The sequence below is a fragment of the Leclercia adecarboxylata genome, assembly GCF_035787115.1.
GTDB lineage: Bacteria > Pseudomonadota > Gammaproteobacteria > Enterobacterales > Enterobacteriaceae > Enterobacter > Enterobacter adecarboxylatus_E.
Map to the genome: position 1 here is coordinate 360,595 of NZ_JALKTL010000003.1, position 19,384 is coordinate 379,978.

General features: G+C 45.8%; 15 protein-coding genes. All 15 read right to left on the reverse strand.

All coding sequences use genetic code 11. The features are described 5' to 3' along the window. Positions 1–69: 69 nt before the first annotated feature. A complete protein-coding gene (locus MXM41_RS12560; protein ID WP_325932291.1) occupies positions 70–2,073 on the reverse strand; it encodes a capsular polysaccharide biosynthesis protein in 2,004 nt (667 codons plus the stop codon). Positions 2,074–2,123: 50 nt separating this feature from the next. Next, positions 2,124–2,672 (reverse strand): dTDP-4-dehydrorhamnose 3,5-epimerase, encoded by a 549-nt coding sequence (gene rfbC, locus MXM41_RS12565; protein WP_325932292.1) that lies wholly within the window; start codon positions 2,670–2,672, stop codon positions 2,124–2,126. Positions 2,673–2,724: 52 nt separating this feature from the next. Next, positions 2,725–3,597, reverse strand: coding sequence for a glucose-1-phosphate thymidylyltransferase RfbA (rfbA, locus tag MXM41_RS12570; protein WP_325932293.1), 873 nt, complete (start codon positions 3,595–3,597; stop codon positions 2,725–2,727). Between the two features lie 107 nt (positions 3,598–3,704). Next, complete coding sequence (gene rfbD, locus MXM41_RS12575; RefSeq protein WP_325932295.1) at positions 3,705–4,592, reverse strand: dTDP-4-dehydrorhamnose reductase; 888 nt, start codon at positions 4,590–4,592, stop codon at positions 3,705–3,707. Continuing rightward, positions 4,592–5,677 (reverse strand): dTDP-glucose 4,6-dehydratase, encoded by a 1,086-nt coding sequence (gene rfbB, locus MXM41_RS12580; protein ID WP_325932297.1) that lies wholly within the window; start codon positions 5,675–5,677, stop codon positions 4,592–4,594. Before rfbB ends, rfbD begins: the two co-directional genes overlap by 1 nt. 202 nt (positions 5,678–5,879) lie before the next feature. Further along, positions 5,880–6,935 carry a galactosyltransferase-related protein gene (locus MXM41_RS12585; protein WP_325932299.1) on the reverse strand — a complete coding sequence of 352 codons (1,056 nt, stop codon included), beginning with the start codon at positions 6,933–6,935 and terminating at the stop codon, positions 5,880–5,882. A gap of 313 nt (positions 6,936–7,248) precedes the next feature. Then, positions 7,249–8,463, reverse strand: a complete 1,215-nt coding sequence (locus tag MXM41_RS12590; RefSeq protein ID WP_325932300.1) for a hypothetical protein — start codon at positions 8,461–8,463, stop codon at positions 7,249–7,251. Between the two features lie 154 nt (positions 8,464–8,617). Beyond that, the gene (locus tag MXM41_RS12595; protein WP_325932302.1) at positions 8,618–10,768 is read right to left on the reverse strand and encodes a glycosyltransferase; all 2,151 of its coding nucleotides are present in this window, start codon (positions 10,766–10,768) and stop codon (positions 8,618–8,620) included. After that, entirely contained in the window at positions 10,765–12,789 is a 2,025-nt protein-coding gene (locus MXM41_RS12600) for a CgeB family protein (protein WP_325932303.1), read from the reverse strand. Before MXM41_RS12600 ends, MXM41_RS12595 begins: the two co-directional genes overlap by 4 nt. 227 nt (positions 12,790–13,016) lie before the next feature. Next, complete coding sequence (wecC, locus tag MXM41_RS12605; RefSeq protein ID WP_325932304.1) at positions 13,017–14,267, reverse strand: UDP-N-acetyl-D-mannosamine dehydrogenase; 1,251 nt, start codon at positions 14,265–14,267, stop codon at positions 13,017–13,019. A 69-nt stretch (positions 14,268–14,336) separates the two neighbouring features. After that, entirely contained in the window at positions 14,337–15,512 is a 1,176-nt protein-coding gene (gene wecB, locus MXM41_RS12610; RefSeq protein WP_325932305.1) for a non-hydrolyzing UDP-N-acetylglucosamine 2-epimerase, read from the reverse strand. 50 nt (positions 15,513–15,562) lie between these two features. Beyond that, positions 15,563–16,555 (reverse strand): CgeB family protein, encoded by a 993-nt coding sequence (locus MXM41_RS12615; RefSeq protein ID WP_325932307.1) that lies wholly within the window; start codon positions 16,553–16,555, stop codon positions 15,563–15,565. A gap of 140 nt (positions 16,556–16,695) precedes the next feature. Continuing rightward, on the reverse strand, positions 16,696–17,898 hold the full coding sequence (locus tag MXM41_RS12620; protein ID WP_325932308.1) for a sugar transporter: 1,203 nt from the start codon (positions 17,896–17,898) through the stop codon (positions 16,696–16,698). Positions 17,899–17,913: 15 nt separating this feature from the next. Then, complete coding sequence (locus MXM41_RS12625) at positions 17,914–18,564, reverse strand: ABC transporter ATP-binding protein (protein ID WP_325932309.1); 651 nt, start codon at positions 18,562–18,564, stop codon at positions 17,914–17,916. 11 nt (positions 18,565–18,575) lie between these two features. Next, positions 18,576–19,319, reverse strand: coding sequence for an ABC transporter permease (locus MXM41_RS12630; protein ID WP_325932310.1), 744 nt, complete (start codon positions 19,317–19,319; stop codon positions 18,576–18,578). Between the last annotated feature and the right edge of the window lie 65 nt (positions 19,320–19,384).

The window sequence follows — 19,384 nt, forward strand, 5'->3', positions numbered from 1 at the left end:
CGTTGATGAGGCAGGTGTGTTAACGGCTTGATGACCGCTTTTCTTTAGTTAATTGGGATAAATAGTTTGCTAGCGAAGCGTCTGCGCGAGATAGCTCAGCTTGAGTTGCCAGCGCTGCCAGCGGCTGGCTTTTTGCGATGAGGAGTTGCCCTGCACGGCCAGCTGGCGGATTAGCTGCTCCGGGCTCATCCACAGCCCGCTCTGCCAGTCGATATAGCGCGGATAGGCGACCAGTGTCAGGTAGACCAGCGCCGCCAGCGTCAGGGTACGCTGGCGGCGCGGGGCAGGATGCATGTCTTCAGTCAGCCCCCAGCCGCTGTAGAACGGCTGGCCCCAGGTGGTGACCTTCACCCCCTGCACCAGCGCTTCGAAGCCGCTGAGCGACGTCATGGTGTGCAGCTCATCCACATGGGGATAGAGGCTGGTGAGGCCGAGATCCAGCACCTGGCTGTCGACGCAGCTTGCCAGGCATGCAGCTGAGATGGCCCCGGCCCGGTTGCCCGCCACTACGTCCGGGTGCGGTTTAAACAGGATATGCGCTTCTGGCCGGGCGGCGCGGACCGCCCACAGCAGCGCTTCGTTGCTGCGAATGACCGGGCTGCCGGTGAGGATCGACGCATCGCCATCCACCTGGCCCACCACCAGCACCAGCGAACGTCCATCGGCGGGCGGGGTGAAGGGCTGCACGGTGCCGACGTTGTATTTGCTCACCCCGTGCTGGCGGAGCAGCGCCATCAGGGTTTCGCCCCGAGCCAGCTGCTGGTCGGTAAGTTCGTGCTGGTTAAGCAACTGTTCCAGCCCGCTCGGACGGCGGCTGTCGAAGTAAATCCCCACCGGGTCGATGGAGAGCGATGAAGGGCGGCACAGGTTCGAGCCCAGCCCCCGGGAGCGGATAAAGCCGTCTTCCACCCGGATTGCGCTTTTGAGTTCAGGATGACGGCTACCCCACACCAGCACCTGCTCGTCTGCATCCAGTTTTCCGGGCAGCGCGCGCACAAAGCGCAGCTCCTCCGCCAGCGGCTGGCAGAAGGCGCGCATAAAGGCGCGCTTCCACAGCGAGAAGCCCACCATATAGAGGCGGCGATACTGTGGCGCAGGGCTCTGCTGGGCAGCAATGATATCAAGCACCTGTTCCACTTCGCAGCGCTGACCAAGAACCGGGTCCAGATAGCGCGGGTAGCGGATCAGCGCTGCCGCCACCAGCTGGGGCAGGGTGACAGGCCCCTGACGGCGCGCACAGGTTTTGCTGTCGTGGGTCAGCCCCCAGCCCGCGTAAAACGGCATACCGAAGCAATAGACCGCTTTGCCCAGCAGCAGGGCTTCAAACCCCATCTGAGAGGAGACGGTATAAACCGCCTCTACCGCGTTCAGCAGGGCGTGGGGATGGCAGTGCTCGGCCACCACTTCCACGTCATCCAGCGCCAGACGCGCCAGCACGCCGCTCTTTTTACCCAGCCGGGTATCCGGGTGGGTGCGCAGCAGCAGGCGGGCATCTGGATGGTTACGCCGTGCCGTCGCCACCATCTCAACAAAATCGTCTTCGCTTGCCAGCGCACCTGGGATGGAGAGATCCCCCGCCACCTGGTCAATCAGCAACACTTTAGGACGCGCGTCGTTGTGCAGGCGTGCCGCCAGCGCGTCGGGCAGGCCGCTGCCTGCGGCATAGCAGTTGTACTTGGTGATGCCGAGACGCAGCAGGTCAGTTGTAAGTGCTTCGGCACGCGCCAGCAGGGTGTCATCGCAGGGGGTGGCGATCAACTGCTCAAGGCGGCTGGGCTGGCGGGCATCGTAGTAAATGCCCACCGGGTCGGCGATCAGGGAGACGGCCTTGCCTCCCCTGGCGGGATGGCCAATATAGCCGATAAAGCCATCTTCCAGCTGCCAGTACGGCAGCCCGAGATCGTGAGCTTTTTGTTTGATCTGGCGGGTATTGGCTTTCTGGCCCCAGCCAACCAGGACATCGTCCTGCGCCAGCGGCATGCGGGCTTTGAAGGCGTGTAACGGACGGCCCAGCATCGGCTCGAGCTGCGCTTTTCGGGCCAGGATCCCGGCAGAACCTGTATAGAATTTCATTTGTGCTCTGTGCATCAGAAAACGCCCCGCGTCACTGCGGGGCGTGGGACTCAGAAGTACTCTGCGTCAGGGAAGGATTTGGCAACGCTGTCTTTGGCGGAAGTGAGGATCTCGCTGTCGATTTCTGGCCATGTGATGCCAATGGTCTCATCGTTCCAGCGGATGCCACGGTCGCTGTCCGGCGCGTAGTAGTTGGTGGTTTTATACAGGAACTCGGCAGTGTCGCTCAGGGTCATAAAGCCGTGGGCGAAGCCTTCCGGGATCCACAGCTGGCGCTTGTTCTCGCCAGAGAGGTGCACGCCCACCCACTGACCGAAGGTTGGGGAGCTTTTACGGATATCCACCGCCACGTCAAACACTTCACCCGCCACGCAACGCACCAGTTTGCCCTGCGCATGCGGTGCCAGCTGGTAGTGCAGGCCACGCAGAACCCCTTTTGAGGATTTGGAGTGGTTGTCCTGCACGAAGTTTACGCTGCGGCCAATGGCGGCTTCGAACTGCTGGTGGTTAAAGCTTTCGAAGAAGAAGCCACGGTCATCGCCAAACACTTTTGGCTCAAAGATAAAGACGTCGGGGATTGCGGTCTGAATTACGTTCATGGTTACGGCCTGATTCATAAATGGGGCGTGACGCCCCAGGTGTTAATAATGACTACTTGAGCATTTTCAGCAGGTATTGCCCGTACGCGTTCTTCGCCAGCGGCGCAGCTAATTTGCGCACCTGATCGGCATCGATAAACTTGAGACGGTAAGCAATCTCTTCAGGACAGGCCACCTTCAGCCCCTGACGGGTTTCGATGGTCTGGATGAAGTTGCTGGCCTCAATCAGGCTCTCATGGGTGCCTGTGTCAAGCCAGGCATAACCGCGGCCCATCATGGCGACCGACAGATCCCCTTGCTCAAGATAGATGCGGTTCACGTCGGTGATTTCCAGCTCGCCGCGCGGGGACGGTTTCAGGCTTTTGGCAATCTCAACCACGCGGTTGTCGTAGAAGTAGAGCCCGGTTACAGCATAGTTGCTCTTCGGCTCCAGCGGTTTCTCTTCGAGCGAGATGGCGGTGCCTTCACGGTCGAATTCCACCACGCCGTAACGCTCAGGATCGTGGACGTGATAGGCAAAGACGGTGGCGCCAGCCGGTTTAGACGCAGCGGCTTCCAGCTGTTTTTGCAGGTCATGACCGTAGAAGATGTTATCACCCAGCACCAGCGCACAGTCGTCGTCGCCGATAAACTCCTCGCCGAGGATAAAGGCCTGCGCCAGACCGTCCGGGCTTGGCTGCACTTTGTACTGCAGGTTCAGGCCCCACTGGCTGCCGTCGCCCAGCAACTGCTCAAAGCGCGGGGTATCCTGCGGGGTGCTGATGATCAGAATGTCGCGGATACCGGCCAGCATCAGGGTGCTGAGCGGGTAGTAGATCATCGGTTTGTCATAGATTGGCAGCAGCTGTTTGCTCACCGCCATGGTGACCGGATAAAGACGAGTCCCTGACCCACCGGCCAGAATAATACCTTTACGCTTGCTCATAATCCTTCACTGCTTCTGTTTGATCGGTTGGAAAGGGAGGCCGAAGCCACACCCTGACGAAAATCCATGTCGATTACTCAAGGCTGCCATAGCATACCTTAGTATGCTTACTTTCCGAGAATTTCGGCCAGCATGCGATCGACGCCGATGGTCCATTCCGGCAGCGTCATCCCGAAGGTGCGCTGGAATTTGCTGGTATCGAGACGCGAGTTATGCGGACGCTTAGCCGGCGTCGGGAACGCGCTGGTCGGCACTGCATTTACCTGAGTGACCGCCAGCTCAACGCCTGCCGCGCGTGCGGTAGCGAACACCCGCTGGGCATACTCGAACCAGGTGGTGGTGCCGGAAGCGATCAGGTGATACAGGCCGGCGACGTCCGGTTTATCCTGGGCAATACGGATGGCATGCGCCGTGCAGTCGGCCAGCAGCTCTGCACCGGTCGGGGCACCAAACTGATCGTTGATCACCGACATCTCGCTGCGCTCTTTACCGAAGCGCAGCATGGTTTTGGCAAAGTTGGCACCACGCGCGGCGTAGACCCAGCTGGTGCGGAACACCAGGTGACGGGAGCAGAGCACAGCCGCCTGCTCACCCGCCAGCTTGGTTTCGCCGTAAACGTTCAGCGGCGCGGTCTGGTCTGTTTCCAGCCACGGTTTTTCACCGCTGCCGTCGAAGACGTAATCGGTGGAGTAGTGCACCAGCCAGGCGCCCAGTGCCTCGGCTTCTCTGGCGATGGCGGCAACGCTTGTGGCATTGAGCAGCTCGGCAAAGTCGCGCTCGCTCTCGGCTTTATCCACCGCGGTATGAGCGGCGGCGTTGACGATGACGTCTGGCTTCAGCTGACGCACGGTCTCGGCCACGCCTTCCGGGTTGCTGAAGTCGCCGCAGTAGTCGGTGGAGTCAAAATCCACCGCGGTAATACGGCCCAGAGGCAGCAGCGCGCGCTGCAGTTCCCAGCCCACCTGGCCATTTTTTCCGAACAGCAGAATATGCATCAGTTACGCTCCTGATAGTTCTTCGTGATCCAGTCCTGATAACTGCCGCTTTTCACGTTGTTCACCCACTGCTGGTTATCCAGATACCACTGCACGGTTTTGCGGATGCCGGACTCGAAGGTCTCCTGCGGCTGCCAGTTCAGCTCGTGGCTCATTTTGCTGGCATCGATGGCGTAGCGGCGATCGTGGCCCGGACGATCGGTTACGTAGGTGATCTGGTCGCGGTAGGAACCGGCTTTGGGCACGATTTCGTCGAGCAGGTCGCAGATGGTGTGAACCACGTCCAGGTTCTGCTTCTCGTTATGGCCGCCGATATTGTAGGTCTCGCCCACCACGCCAGTAGTGACCACGGTGTACAGGGCACGGGCGTGGTCTTCCACGTACAGCCAGTCGCGGATCTGATCGCCTTTGCCGTAGATGGGCAGCGCTTTGCCATCCAGCGCGTTGAGGATCACCAGCGGGATCAGCTTCTCAGGGAAGTGATACGGGCCGTAGTTGTTGGAGCAGTTGGTGACGATAGTCGGCAGGCCATAGGTACGGCGCCACGCGCGCACCAGGTGATCGCTGGAGGCTTTCGACGCCGAGTACGGGCTGCTTGGCGCGTACGGGGTGGTCTCGGTAAAGAGCGGCAGTTCGGTGCCTGCACTCACTTCGTCCGGGTGCGGCAGGTCGCCATACACTTCGTCGGTGGAGATGTGGTGGAAGCGGAACGCCTGCTTGCGGGATTCATCCAGCTCGCTCCAGTAAGCGCGAGCCGCTTCCAGCAGCGTGTAGGTGCCAACGATATTGGTTTCGATAAAATCGGCCGGGCCGGTAATGGAGCGATCCACATGGCTCTCGGCGGCCAGATGCATTACGGCATCCGGCTGATGGGTGGCAAAGACCCGATCCAGCTCGGCACGATTGCAGATATCCACCTGCTCAAAGGCGTAACGGTCGCTTGCGGCGACCTCGGCCAGCGACTCCAGGTTGCCCGCGTAGGTAAGCTTATCAAGGTTGATCACCGCATCCTGAGTATTACGGATGATGTGGCGAACAACAGCAGAACCGATAAAACCGGCTCCACCGGTAACTAAGATTTTCATAAGCGATTGTCTTTTATTTTGATGGAACAGGAATCGGAACTGATTTTAGCTTTACGCTGTGGCGGCAAGCAACATATGGGGCATCAGGATAGTAAAACGACCCAGTAGTTTGCCCATTCAGGCATTTATCTTTGTATTCTGAGCGAAGGAGCTAGCCGGATTATGTCTTTAAGGTCAGGCAATTTCTCAGAGTAAGATGTTTTCAGAATTTCGATTTGAGCATATCTCTAAAAAACGCTTTCGGATTTAAATACAACTTACGCATCTTACGCCACAGCGGGCGCTTCACTGTTACACCCTCTTTCCAGCGCAGTAACCCCGGATATTCACTGACGGGATAACCGGCTTCTTCCTGTAGACGTATCATCCATTCCCGAAAGTCTGGTAGCTCCCCATTCAGATCGTTACAGGGAATTACCGGGCCTTTCAACGGGCCAGGTTGTGCCAGCATTTGCTCGAGTAACGCATCGTTGCCCGCTCTGCGCTTGTGGTAAGGATGCGTTAACGGGCGCGGATGCCATTGGTGCACCAGGAAACGCCCGGCGAACAGATGGGGCAGGGCGTAATAGCTGAAATAACGCCGAAACCCCTGATAATCCCCCGGATGCTGAGCTTTGATATTAAGACCGTAATCCGCAGGCCGCGGGCCAATAGGGTAGTGCTGACACAACCGATCTATCAGCTCCAGATCTTCACCGCCGTGACCAACAAACCGCTCATCAAAGCCGCCCAGTTGCAAAAACCACTCGCGGTTGAGTAACAGGCAGCTACTGGCAAGGGCAATACCTTCAACTCGGTGGTTTTCGCCGCGCAGGAAAGATTCAAGACAGCCCTGGAAATCGCCGTCGAATCGCTCTGTTTCTTCTTTTGTTAGGTAGAGACAGGGGTACATTTCGAAGGCGTTGGGGATAGCCTTACAAAGGCTATTATTACGTAAAGTTATATGTTCGATTAATGTAGTAGGACACCGTAAATCAGCATCCATAAGAAAAATCGAAGAAGTGGTACTGAAATTTATTGCATGATTACGTGCAACTCCCGGTGAATAGACGGGTAAGGATTGCATATCATTTATTAGTTGACAACGTAATTTACCGGTTAGTGATTGGATTTGATTTGTTGAAAGTAATATAGTTATGTTTGGTTTGTTATCCAGAGATAATAGGCAATAATCAAGCCTTTTTTTAGCCGAATCTAAGTCCCCCCTCCCGCTTTGTTGAAAGTAGAAAGGAATTATAATATTGACATCAAGTGGCATAGATTTCACCTAAGTAGTTAACCACTTTTTCAAGATAAGTTTGTAGTAGTAATAAATTTTATCGATGTTATAAGCAGTCGTAAATATGCGCATTAATTGGCTCTGTGTTGCACTAATCAACATGATTTACTTTATGTGTTTGTTATTTTATTATGCTTTTGCCTTATTATCAGAGTTTTATATAAAACATAAACGGAAGTAAGGAGGGTAAATGAGAAACTTAATTTTATTTGATAAAGGCCATGCAAAACTTGCTTTATGAATACGATTATTTTATTTATAGCTTTTTCAAATCCAATGTTTCGGGGTATGCTTAATCATAGATAATTTCTGTTTTAATATTCTTTAATTGTATTTTGTTTGCACATTTCCATTTTCTAAAGCCTATGCGCCGGGCTTTTAATGATTTATCAATGTTAATTTTAATAGTTTTACCTGAGGATATCGTTGGAATGTATTTAAAAACGAATTTAAGTGAGTGTGAGTAACTAAAACCATGTTTTTTTAATGTGTCATGATCGTTGTTTTGATTATCTAACAGGAAAATAACAGGATTTATTTCCTCTGTTTTTCCATTACTAGTTAGCTCAAATGACACTAGGAAATTGCTATGGTTATCTGGTAACTCGTACCAAGTTATGTTTTCTGACAAAGATACAGTTTTACTGATATCAAACATTGACGGATATAAGGAATATTTATTGTCAAGATTAATTGCTTGGTTGATTTCATGCAAGAACTGCTCCTTTCCAGAAATAGCACCGTGACCTCTATTATCATTGAAAAGGGTAGTAAGGATTTTATTAGGATAATCTCCAATAGATGATAATAACTTAAGTATGGAAGCTTGGAAGGGTAAAAAGTGGTTATCTAAATGAAATTTATCTTGTATGTTCTGCATATATATTATACTAGGAATGTAATCATATTTTTTCATAGTGTGGAAAAGAGAAAATCTATAATAAACATTACTATCAGGCGAGACGTTTGTATTGCAGAAAAAATTTGATATTAATTTATCTACAGCATGATTATCATAGTTAAAAATATTTGTTTGTGGGTTACATGCAATTGCAACGGACCCCCTTAGCCTTGTAGCCGCTATGATAGAAGCAAATCCTCCACCAGAAGAACCATAAAAAAAGACTTTATCAGGAGTTATATTTAATGATGTTATAAGGGTGGATATAATTAAATTGATATAATATTGTAGATCATGTTGTTCAGTTCCAACATACCAACCTATATTTGTTAATCGTGTGCAAGAGACAATCGGATCATCAAAACATATAAATGATAGTTCTTTCTCATACGCCCAACTCCATCTCATGAAATGTGGTTTAGACGAAAGCTCGCCACGGATTGCACCATTGAAAAAAATGAAAATGTTGCTTGGATTAGGTTTGATGCTAAATAATCCAGACAAAGATAAGTTATTGTCAATCTTGAGCTTATAAATCGTTGGTTCGTTTTGTAATGATGGAATTTCATTAATATCATTTACTTCAACGGTCTTAAAATTACTCATGCAAAGTATCCAAAAGTTCTATCATTAAATTCAAATTAATCAAGACTGGTAATTGATTTTTATCTAATTTAAAAAGATGAATGTAAAAGGCTAATATATAAGTATTCTGATGCATTATTGTTCGCCATATTATAATGGCAAACAATAATAGAAATTACCAACTAAACAATTCCACTATACTCTTTGCATTTTTCTTAGAACAAAAATTATCTTGCGCATATGCTTTCAATTCATCTTCAAAGTCACTAGCGTGATTATCCGATACGAATTTACTTATATCCGCAGCTGTTTTGAAAACAAAATTATCAGGATAAATAGTCTTTACTCCCGGCCATTCATATAATAATGGTACCGTTCCTGAGGCCATACCTTCAGCAGGGGCCATATGAAAACTTTCGAAATCACTTGTTGAAAGCATCCATCCTATTTTTGCCATCCACTTAGCAACATTATCTGTGTGCCCATCAAAAATTACATTTTTAGACCAAGCTGCTTTTTTTATTCTTTTATAGATTTTATCATAATATTCCATTTCATCTATTCTTGAATTCATCCAGTGATAATCTTCAGGTTTTTTACCTAAAACATATAGTTTAAATCTTTTATCTTTTGCATATAAATATTCTAAAACATCGAGCGCTAAATCTAATCTTTTCCTTTGAGGAACCATGCCAATAAAACCAAGATTAAATCTTGATTGCTCAGATTTTTCAATGTCAAAGGATTTAACGTCTATTAAATTATAGATCATGCACATTTTAGATCTTGGAAAAAGAAATTTTGAACGGAACTTTTCCATCCAATATGGCGATACACATACAATTGCATCAATCGCATTGATGTCATAATGATTAGGATAGTCGGTGCTAATTTCCTGCAGATGTAATCTGACAATTAATCGTTGGCCAGGCTTCTTATTATTTGAATACCAGACAGCATTACCTAAACCCCATTCACAGAAAATAATATCAGCTTGATTTAATAGTATTTTACTTTTTTCTTCATCATGTTTGTCATGGCCCTTCCAATAATCATAAATCAATTCGCAATCAACGTTGCTTTCACAATACTCAATTATATGTTTGGCAAACTTAAGATCATGGCCAGCTATAAGAATTGTTTTTTTCTTGTTAAATTTGAAAATTTGCGATGCTTGTTCAATGTTCGATTCAACATCAAATTCATTCATAATATCTGTTTCAGGGGATATTTTACGGTCAATTATTTTCTTATATGCCAGTGATATTCCCTTGATGTCTTTTTCTATTAAACTCGGCATCTTGATTTTATCAAAGATATCTGTAACGAAACCTTTTTTCATACCTACTGAAATCATAGGCTTTTGAGCTGCAAAGTAGTCAGCCAGTTTTCCTGGATAAAAAGGTGAATTTGGCAGTCCATCAGGTTCGAAATCAGCTTCCCGTAATAGTAAAGCATCCGCCTCCATCATTAATTTCAGACTATCTAAATAAGAAACCGAACCATTAAAAGATACAGTTCCAGATAAGTCACCGACCTCAGCATCCTTGATGTACTTATCGTTTGCGCCATAGAATTCTATTTTAAATTTATCTTTATATTCTGGGTGTTTTTTTAATAAATGTTTTGCAGCTAAAATAAATGGTTCTGATGTTCTCTTGAATTTATAAAGCATACCAATATGCATGAACGTAAATACATTATTTTTCTTGAAGCTTGAGGCATACATCCTCCTATCAAAACAATGATGCAAAATAGAAAATTTATCTTTAAAATGATTGGCTTCATGCGCCTGAATCATAAAATCTTTTTGATATTCATTCGTCACAACAATTCTATCAGCAAGCGCAATAACCTCTGCTTCAGATTGAGAATCAATATCGTCTAAAGGAAAATTATAATATTTGTTATAAGGGTTGGATTTTATTGGATCACCAAAAGAAGCAATCCATTTTAAATGAGGATATTCATTTTTGAGCTTCATTGCGGCTAAATGAGAAACAAATTCATGCGAGTGTGAAAATATTATTTCATAGTGATTTCTTTTATTTAACTGTGCAAAAAGTTTAACTGTTAAATCTATGTATTTATCTCTGGTGCTTTCGCATCTGGAGTTTTCACCCCCAACATCAATTTCAAATCTATTAAATATAGCATTTGAGTATTCAAACATTGAGACATTATTTTGAGGGCCATCTCGTTTAATTTGCGCGACATCGAAAGTCTTATCCAGTCCTTTTATTCTCTTAAAAAGATTAAATGCTGAAGAAGATTTATAAGGTGGGAAATGCCAAGATACGAGAAAAATATGTTGTTTTTTATTCATTTTGTTGCCCAGCAATTGCTATAATAATAGTCTTCCAAGAATGTGTCGTTTAAATTTTCAAGTTTTTCTATTTCTACATAGAAGTTATTTCCTATAAAATTATCTTTACTGCTATAAAAGTCTCTAGAGAAATTCATTGTACATTCTACATTTTTTATTTTAGGGTTAAGCAAGTCAGTATAGCCTTCGAACTTATCTAGGATAATAAGTAGTTTCTTATTTTCTAATGTTTGTTTTTTAAATGAAAGTAACGCATGGTTGTAAGCATTTTTACTATTTGCATAAACAACCATTGTAAGGATCTTTTTATCATAAGATACATTCAAACCGATTTTATCACAAATTGATTTAACTCTATGACGATATGTATGATGTCGCATCACCTCTCTAACGCCTCGTTTTGAAAGTTCGTTATAAAGATCAACATCATCCTTAAGTTGTTTTATTCTTGATAGCGCATTTTTTTTATCTGTAGTATTGATAACAATATCGCCAAATAACTCCTCAACACCTTTTGAATAGTTTCCTATTACTGGAGTTCCGGCTGCTAAAGATTCGAATACTCGTCTTGCGAACATCGTACTAGAATGTTGTACGCTGTTCATATTTATTTGGAACAAATAACCGTTGTTTACTATAGTTAATTCTTCAGGCTTAAGATGGCCTCGGATGTTGTTTTTATATTTTTCTGGGAACTTTAATCTCGGATCATCTAAGTGTAAACATCTATCGAATATATCAACTTCTAAATTTGCTGATGAAAGTATATCCATGATATTATTAAAGTCATGACATCTTTCAGTTTTTTCTACATAATAACTTCCTGCAAATACTGCTTTTTTGCTTCTTTCAATATTTTTTAGGATGCTAGGGTTGTGAATTTTAGGTTGGGCTGCAAATGGTAGGACGGCAACATCTATATTAAAGTCTTCTTTGTATTTTTTGACCATGTTGATATCAGATGTAAATACATGTTCAAAGAGCGCTCCAATTGCAGAAAACTTGTCATAGTGAACAGGATCTTCTTTATTCCAAAATACAGTAGGTATATTATTGTTTTTACAGTAAGCTAATAGATCAGCAAGTTTTCTCGATCCGCCACTACCTTTAGTCAGAGTACCCCAAGCATTGTCATTTCCTTTCCAACAACTTTCAACTAATAAAAAATCTGGTTTAGAATGAGATATTTCACTTTTCCATGAATGGGGCATTAATTTTACAGTTGATATTTCATGTTGCAAGCATTCGTATGTTAATTCATCTAGTATACAAGCAATTTTAAGTTGTTCATATTTTTTAACTGGCTGGTTACTAATGTAATAAGGTGTATTACTTGAACTTTCTTCAAGCCAATTAGTTTTATCGAACAAGAATACATTATCATCTATAAAGATGTTACCTTTATTTTTCCAACACTGGAATCCAATTCTTATCTTTTTCGTTTGTTTCGATACATTGAATTCACTATATAACTTTCGTGAATCTATATATCTATAAAAACCTACAGCTTTCGAGTGAAATAAATTATGCTCTTTAGATGTTATAACTTTATCATTTTGCCCATATAGTTCAACCCGCATTACTACTTGTTCGTGATTTTGAATGTCATCAATATTTTCGACGAATAATCTATGCAATATTTTAAATGTTTTGAGTGAGTCAATTTCAAACTCATACCAACGTACATTTTTATCAAGTATTAGCGGATTTAGCCCTAACGTGCAAAAGTTGACTATTGGAAGGCCAATTTTATGAATTTGCGTGGGAATTTGTTTTAATTTTATTTTTTCATTTTGAATTATCATTTCCTTTCTAATATTAAATATCTTTTTAGGTAGCTGAATGAAATCACGTAGGCTGCTTTTTGATTTAATTAAAGCATTACCAAGTCTATATGAATAACTATTCTTCAATTTATCATTGGCAATTTGTGCAGATTTTAATTCGTGTGAAATTCTTTCATACTCTAAAGTGAAATCATTAAGCTGGAGTGAAATGTTATCTTTAGAATGTTCTTTCATTATAATTCCGTTTTGATATCGCTATTGATACAAATATCAAAATAGCTGTGCTGTTTCCACGAGGAATTTAATAGGGAATGTATAAAATAGAAGCGTATCAGACAGGAGGTACGGAGTAGTAATATCAAAAAGCTACTATTGAAATCTTTTACAGTTCCGTTCCACCCATCTAATTACATCTATAAGTTCTTATTTGTGGCGAAAGCCATTTTCTTTAGTATTGCTTGTTAGTTTGCATTCACATAGTCTATTAATTTATATGAACATAATTTTTTTTGCTTCATTCCGATAAATTCTTTATGTTTGACAAGTATTACAATTAGGTCGGCCTGACTAATTGCATTGTCTAATTCAGTTAGTTGTACGTTTTCTAGCGGGTTTAGTTTACTTGGTAACTCATGAATATTTGGTTCAACTGCTAAAATATTGTAACCCAGCTTAGCCAGTTCGATAGTGATATCCAAAGCTGGACTCTCACGTAAATCATCAATATCTGGTTTGAAGGCGAGACCTAAACATGCGATGGTTGGGCGCTCGATACCTTTAACTGCATCAATAACTTGTTCAACAACATATTTAGGTTTGTAGTCATTGACCAGTCGCGCCTGACGGATCATTTTAGCCGTATCCGGGTTCTGGTTAACGATAAACCAAGGATCCACGGCGATACAATGACCACCTACACCACAACCCGGCTGCAAAATATTAACGCGCGGGTGGCGGTTAGCGAGAGAAATCAATTCCCATACATTTATTCCTTGCTGGTCGCAGATCAGAGATAGCTCGTTCGCAAAAGCAATATTAACGTCACGGAAGGCATTCTCGGTCAGCTTGCTCATTTCGGCCGTGCGCGCGCTGGTCGCAATGCACTCACCTTTCTTCACGAACATCTTATAAACCTGTGTCGCGGCCGCTGTGCTGGCTTCGTCCATACCGCCAATAATGCGATCGTTTTCAACAAGCTCGCGGATCACCTGACCCGGTAATACACGCTCTGGGCAGTGCGCTACAAAGATATCAGGGGTTTGGCCTTCGGCTACCGTATGCGGGAAGGTCAAATCACTGCGTTCCTCGGCCAGCCATTTGGCCATTTGTTCGGTTGCACCTACCGGGGAGGTAGATTCCAGAACCACCAGATTGCCTTTTTCCAGCATAGGGGCCAGGGCACGAGATGCGCTCTCGATGTATTTCAGGTCCGGTTCGTGATCTTCACCCTTAAATGGAGTCGGCACAGCGATCAGGAAGGCATCCGCTTTTTGTGGGCTAGTGTGGGCAGTCAGATGCCCATCATTGACGGCGCGTTTAACCAGAGCTTCAAGACCTGGCTCAACGATGTGAATCATGCCCTGATTGATGGTATCAACGGCATGCTGATTAACGTCCACCCCCAGTACACGGATGCCGTTGCTGGCAATCACCGCTGCTGTTGGTAAACCAATATATCCCAGCCCAACAACAGAGATGGTTTCAAATTTCATTTTTATGCTCTCGACAGTTATAGAAAGGTATTTATCTTTGTCCCTAAAGACAATCGCTTAATGTGCAGTTCAGGCAACCTGCAGGCTGCTATCAATTTGTTGAGACAGGGCGCCCCTCAGACCCAACACCGCATCAACAATACGTTGACTGGTTTTGCCATCCCCATAAGGGTTATTCGCCTGGCTCATCATTTTGTAGGCCAGTTCATCATCAAGTAACCGCACGGTTTCACTTACGATAGCTTCGTCACTGGTACCAACCAGTCGCACAGTACCGGCTTGTACCGCAGCAGGGCGTTCTGTTGTGTCACGCATACACAGCACAGGTTTACCCAACGTAGGCGCTTCTTCCTGGATGCCACCGGAATCGGTCAGAATCAGGTAACTCTGTTTCATCAGATAGACAAACGGCAGGTAATCCTGCGGTTCGATCAGATGCACATTGTTAAGCCCTTTGAGGTTGCGATTGACCGGCTCCTGGACATTTGGGTTGAGGTGAACCGGATAAACAATCTGAACGTCATCACGCTGAGCCAGAGTGGCCAGGGCTTTGCAGATACGTTCGAAACCTTCGCCATGGTTTTCACGGCGGTGGCCGGTAACCAGAATTAGTTTTTTGCCTTGCTCCAGGAACGGGAAGCGCCCGGCGAGTTCGGCATTCATGTTTACATTGCTGTCGATGCGCTTAGAAACTTCAAGCAAAGCATCGATAACCGAGTTACCCGTTACAAAGATGGTTTCTGGCGCGATGTTTTCCATAATCAGGTTCTTCAACGAACTGATGGTCGGGGTGTAATGCTGGTCGGCAATCCCGCCGGTCAGGCGGCGCATTCCCTCTTCTGGCCATGGGGAGTAGATGTTGCCTGTGCGCAGGCCTGCTTCGACGTGACCGACAGCAATGCGATGATAGTAAGCTGCGAGGGTAGCGGCAAAAGAGGTTGCCGTATCGCCATGCACCAGAATGCGGTCGGGTTGGAAATCGGCAAAAACGGGTTTCAGGCCCTGCAGGATGGCAGTGGTGACATCGGTCAGATCCTGGCCTGGTTTCATGATGTTGAGATCATATTCTGGCGTGATTTCAAACAGATTGAGCACCTGATCCAGCATCTCTCTGTGTTGTCCGGTGACGCAGACTCTGATATCAATGTCACGGGTAGCCTGAAAAGCTTTGACGATTGGCGCCATCTTAATCGCTTCTGGTCTGGTACCAAATACGATTAACACCCGCTGTGTTTTTATAGGCATGAAAACTATTCCTTTATGAGTTAATTAGTTTTATTAATTGGCTGTGTTTTTTAATTTAGGCCAATATCGTTTTTTATTTGTTTAAGACGGTGCTGCCACGTATGTTGATCAAGCACGATATCTCTGGCCTGTTGGCCCAGTTGATATCTTTGTTTAATGTCATTCTGCAAGTCACTACACCATTCGCGTGCCTCAGAACCATCTTTGACGGAAATAATACTGTCGCCAAACATATTATCCATAGCAAGCGAGGGGGTGCTGATAATAGGGCACCCGGAGGCCGCCAATTCAAATACTCTGCGGGACAACATCGTTGGAGAATGACTGATTGTATTAAAGTTAAGATAAAGCTGGTATTGCTGATAGGCCTTCGCAACTAATAATGGTGATATGGCTGGTTTGCAATAAGACTGAAGTTTTTCTGGAAAACTGCAAACTTTGTTTTTTTGCCAGAATCTGTCAAAAATAACTAATCCATGGCTGCGCAGCGCATACAGTATCTCTTCCTGCGCTTTACTACGTTCGGCCAGTTCATTACCGTAATAACCCCCTAGAAAGACAACCCCCGGTTTGCGCTCATGATTAGCGGTTTGATTAAACCAGCGAGGCTGTGCCGCAAACATCAGCACCCCAACATGCTGGAAAGAATGATGGGGTAGGGCACGATAGCGGTCCAGTGAATGAGCGTCCGTGGTATATACCACATCGAACATTGCGGCTGCATCAGCAAAACGATCGAAATGGAAGGGGTCTTCTTTATTCCAGAACAGGGTTGTTATTTTACGCTTACGGCAAAACTCTAATAATTTGCTAAGTTCAGGTTTACTGGGAGAAGTATGCCCATAGCTGGCAATTTTACCTTGCCAGCTATTTTTATAACCACGCCACGCCGATTCAACCAGCAGAAAGTCGGGCCTGAAAAATCGCAGCTTCCATTGCCAGTCTGATGGCGTAATTTGAATAAGATCTGCATCTGGGGACAAACTGAATGTTGTGAATATATCTGCAACAATCGCAATCCGTGGCCGTTTTTTATTATTCAAAACAGTTAACTCACAATGATATTGGACTACAGTGGGTATCTAATTCTGATGTGATTAACGCTATCTATTCCAGGAGAAGGGGGACTAATTTCCCCCTTTATCAAATCAGTTTGCTCAGATTATTTAACGGGATATAACAATCAGTCCTGATGCTCACGCAGTGTCGCCAGACCCATCACGATCAAACCATAGAACAGACAAAGAAGAACCCCTATGGTTGCCAGGTTATAGAGGCGTCGCGGGTATTCAGCATCTTCAGCCTGAGTAGGCTGCGTGATAACCAACAAGTGTTTAAGTTTGCGATACGCTTCGACTCTGGCTTGCTCCAGGCTTATAAGCCCGGTTTTGTAGATATCAGCCGCAAGGGTGGCCTGGGTTTGCACATCCATATAACTGGCAGTAACTTCATTCATCGCATTTTTATCTGTACCGGTGAGCCTTTTCTGTTCCTGAGCCAGTTGTTCCGTTAATGCATCAACCCGAGCCTGGACAGAAATCACGGCAGGGGCCGTATCCCTCATATAACTTTGCAGCTGTTTTAGCTGGGCCTGCTGCTGTGCCAGCTCAGCTTCAATCTGGCTGACTACGCCCAGACGTGCTGTGCTGGTTGTTTCCGGGCTGATCAAGTGATGTGTGTTCTGAAAGTCCAGCACCTTGGCTTTTTCTTCCTGTACCCGTTGGTAAGCGCGGTTGACCTCTTTCTCCACGAATGCCAGTTGTTCCAGTGCAACCTGGTGACTTAATTTATTAATAAAGCCTTCTGACTCTTTCAGCATTACGCCAACCACGCGTTGGCCATAGGCAGGATCAAAAGCTTGTAATTCAATTGTGAGCACGCCAGAAAGCTCATCCAGGTGTAATGTCAGGTGATCACGGTAATACTTAATAAACTGTTCTTGACTAACGTCATCTGGAAGACGTGAAAAATAATCCACATCATGGTTCTGATAATGAGCTTTTAAACCTAATTGCTTGTCAAGCTTTCCGAGCAGATCCGGGGATTTTAGATACTCTTGAATTAAGAGCACATCTTCATGATTGCTACCACCGATGCCCAACATTGATAGGGCATCAGGCAGCATTTTAATCTGATCAGCTTGTTTAATAACTAACTCAGCACGACTTACATAGCGATCTGACGCTATAAGACAAAAATAGACTGCGGCTATTGCAAAACAAGCAACTACCCACAGAAAGCTGCCCAATTTGAGGCTCTGTTTCCAGGAGCGATGAGCAAGGCGATAGCCGCTGGAATCGACAATAAAATGTTTAGGTTTAGTTTTTAATTTATGCAGTTTACGCATAAAACCAGAAGATTTGTTAGAGCGGGTTGGCTGGATCATAATTGTATGAGCTTATTATAAGTTCTGATAAATGCGGATGGCGTCTTCGATATTGTCGAATATCTCTAAGGCGCTGTTGCGCATCAAAATACCCATATCGCATTGTTGACGTAAGTTTTTCATGTCATGCGAAACCATGATTAGGCTGGCGGTCTCGCGTTTCTCATTAAAAACATCAATACATTTCTGTTTAAAGCGGGCATCCCCTACCGACATAATTTCGTCGGTCAGGTAAATATCGAAATCAAAGGCCATGCTCACGGCAAAGGAAAATTTTGATTTCATCCCGCTGGAGTAACCTTTAATCGGCAGCTCGAAATGCTGTCCAATCTCCGAGAACTCTTTCACCCATTCTTCAATAGCCTGGGTATCACGTACACCATGTATACGGCAAACAAAGCGGGTGTTTTCCCGCCCTGTCATACTTCCCTGAAATCCCCCACCCAAAGCGAGAGGCCAGGAGACGCGGCAATGGCGAGTCACCTTGCCCTTGTTGGGCATATCCATCCCGCCCAACAGGCGCAGCAAGGTGGATTTACCCGCGCCGTTGATACCCAAAATTCCGATATTGCGATCGCGTGGCAGCGTAATACTCACATCACGCAAAACATAATTGCGGCCAAACCTGGTGGGGTAATACTTCGAGACGTTTTCAAGAACAATCATGCTAACCCCCTTTAGCTGGCAATCAGTCGGCGATGGCTCAGACGATAGCAGCTCATAGCAAACGTTAGCAGCACCAGTGTCACCCCAAACAGATAAGTCCAGCTGGCATTCGGGCTAACGTAGCCAGCGATCCAGCCAGAGCGAATCAGTTCAAGGGCGTGTACCAGCGGGTTCCATAAGAACCAGTGTTGATACTGTGCCGGGATGCTCGCGAGGGGGTACACAACGCAGGAGATAAACATTAACGGCATCATTATCAAGCCGAGGAATTTTTCGACCTCGTTCACTAAGTTGGCCGTAATACAAAAAACGATGCCCAATGAAAAAGAAAAAACCATTAACAGCATATAGATAAGAATGACTTGCAGCGGGTCAGCAGGTACGGCATCAAAACCAAACCATAATAATCCCAGGATCAAAATACCGCCGACCATCATGCCAACAATGGTTTCAAGGATAAACCGCGCGATAAAAGTAGAGAACGGTGTCACCTGACGGTAGCAAAACAGCCCTTTGTTAGCATTGACCGCTGACTGCAGTTTGCTCACTACATTCTTAAAGAAGATAAAGGGCAGATAGCCCGCAGTGATGAATAGCGGTGCAGGCGCCCCTCCAAATCCACTGTGCCCGCGCATCCCAAAAATCGCGCTAAACAGGCTAATCATCAACAACGGATCCAGCAGCGCCCAGGCATACCCCAGCCGGTAACGACCAAATCTCGTTTTCAGTTCACGAATAAGCAGACCAAACGTCACATCCCTCAGCACCTGAAACGAGCTGCGGGGCGTCTGGTTAAGAACAGGTTTAAGCATAAGAAGGC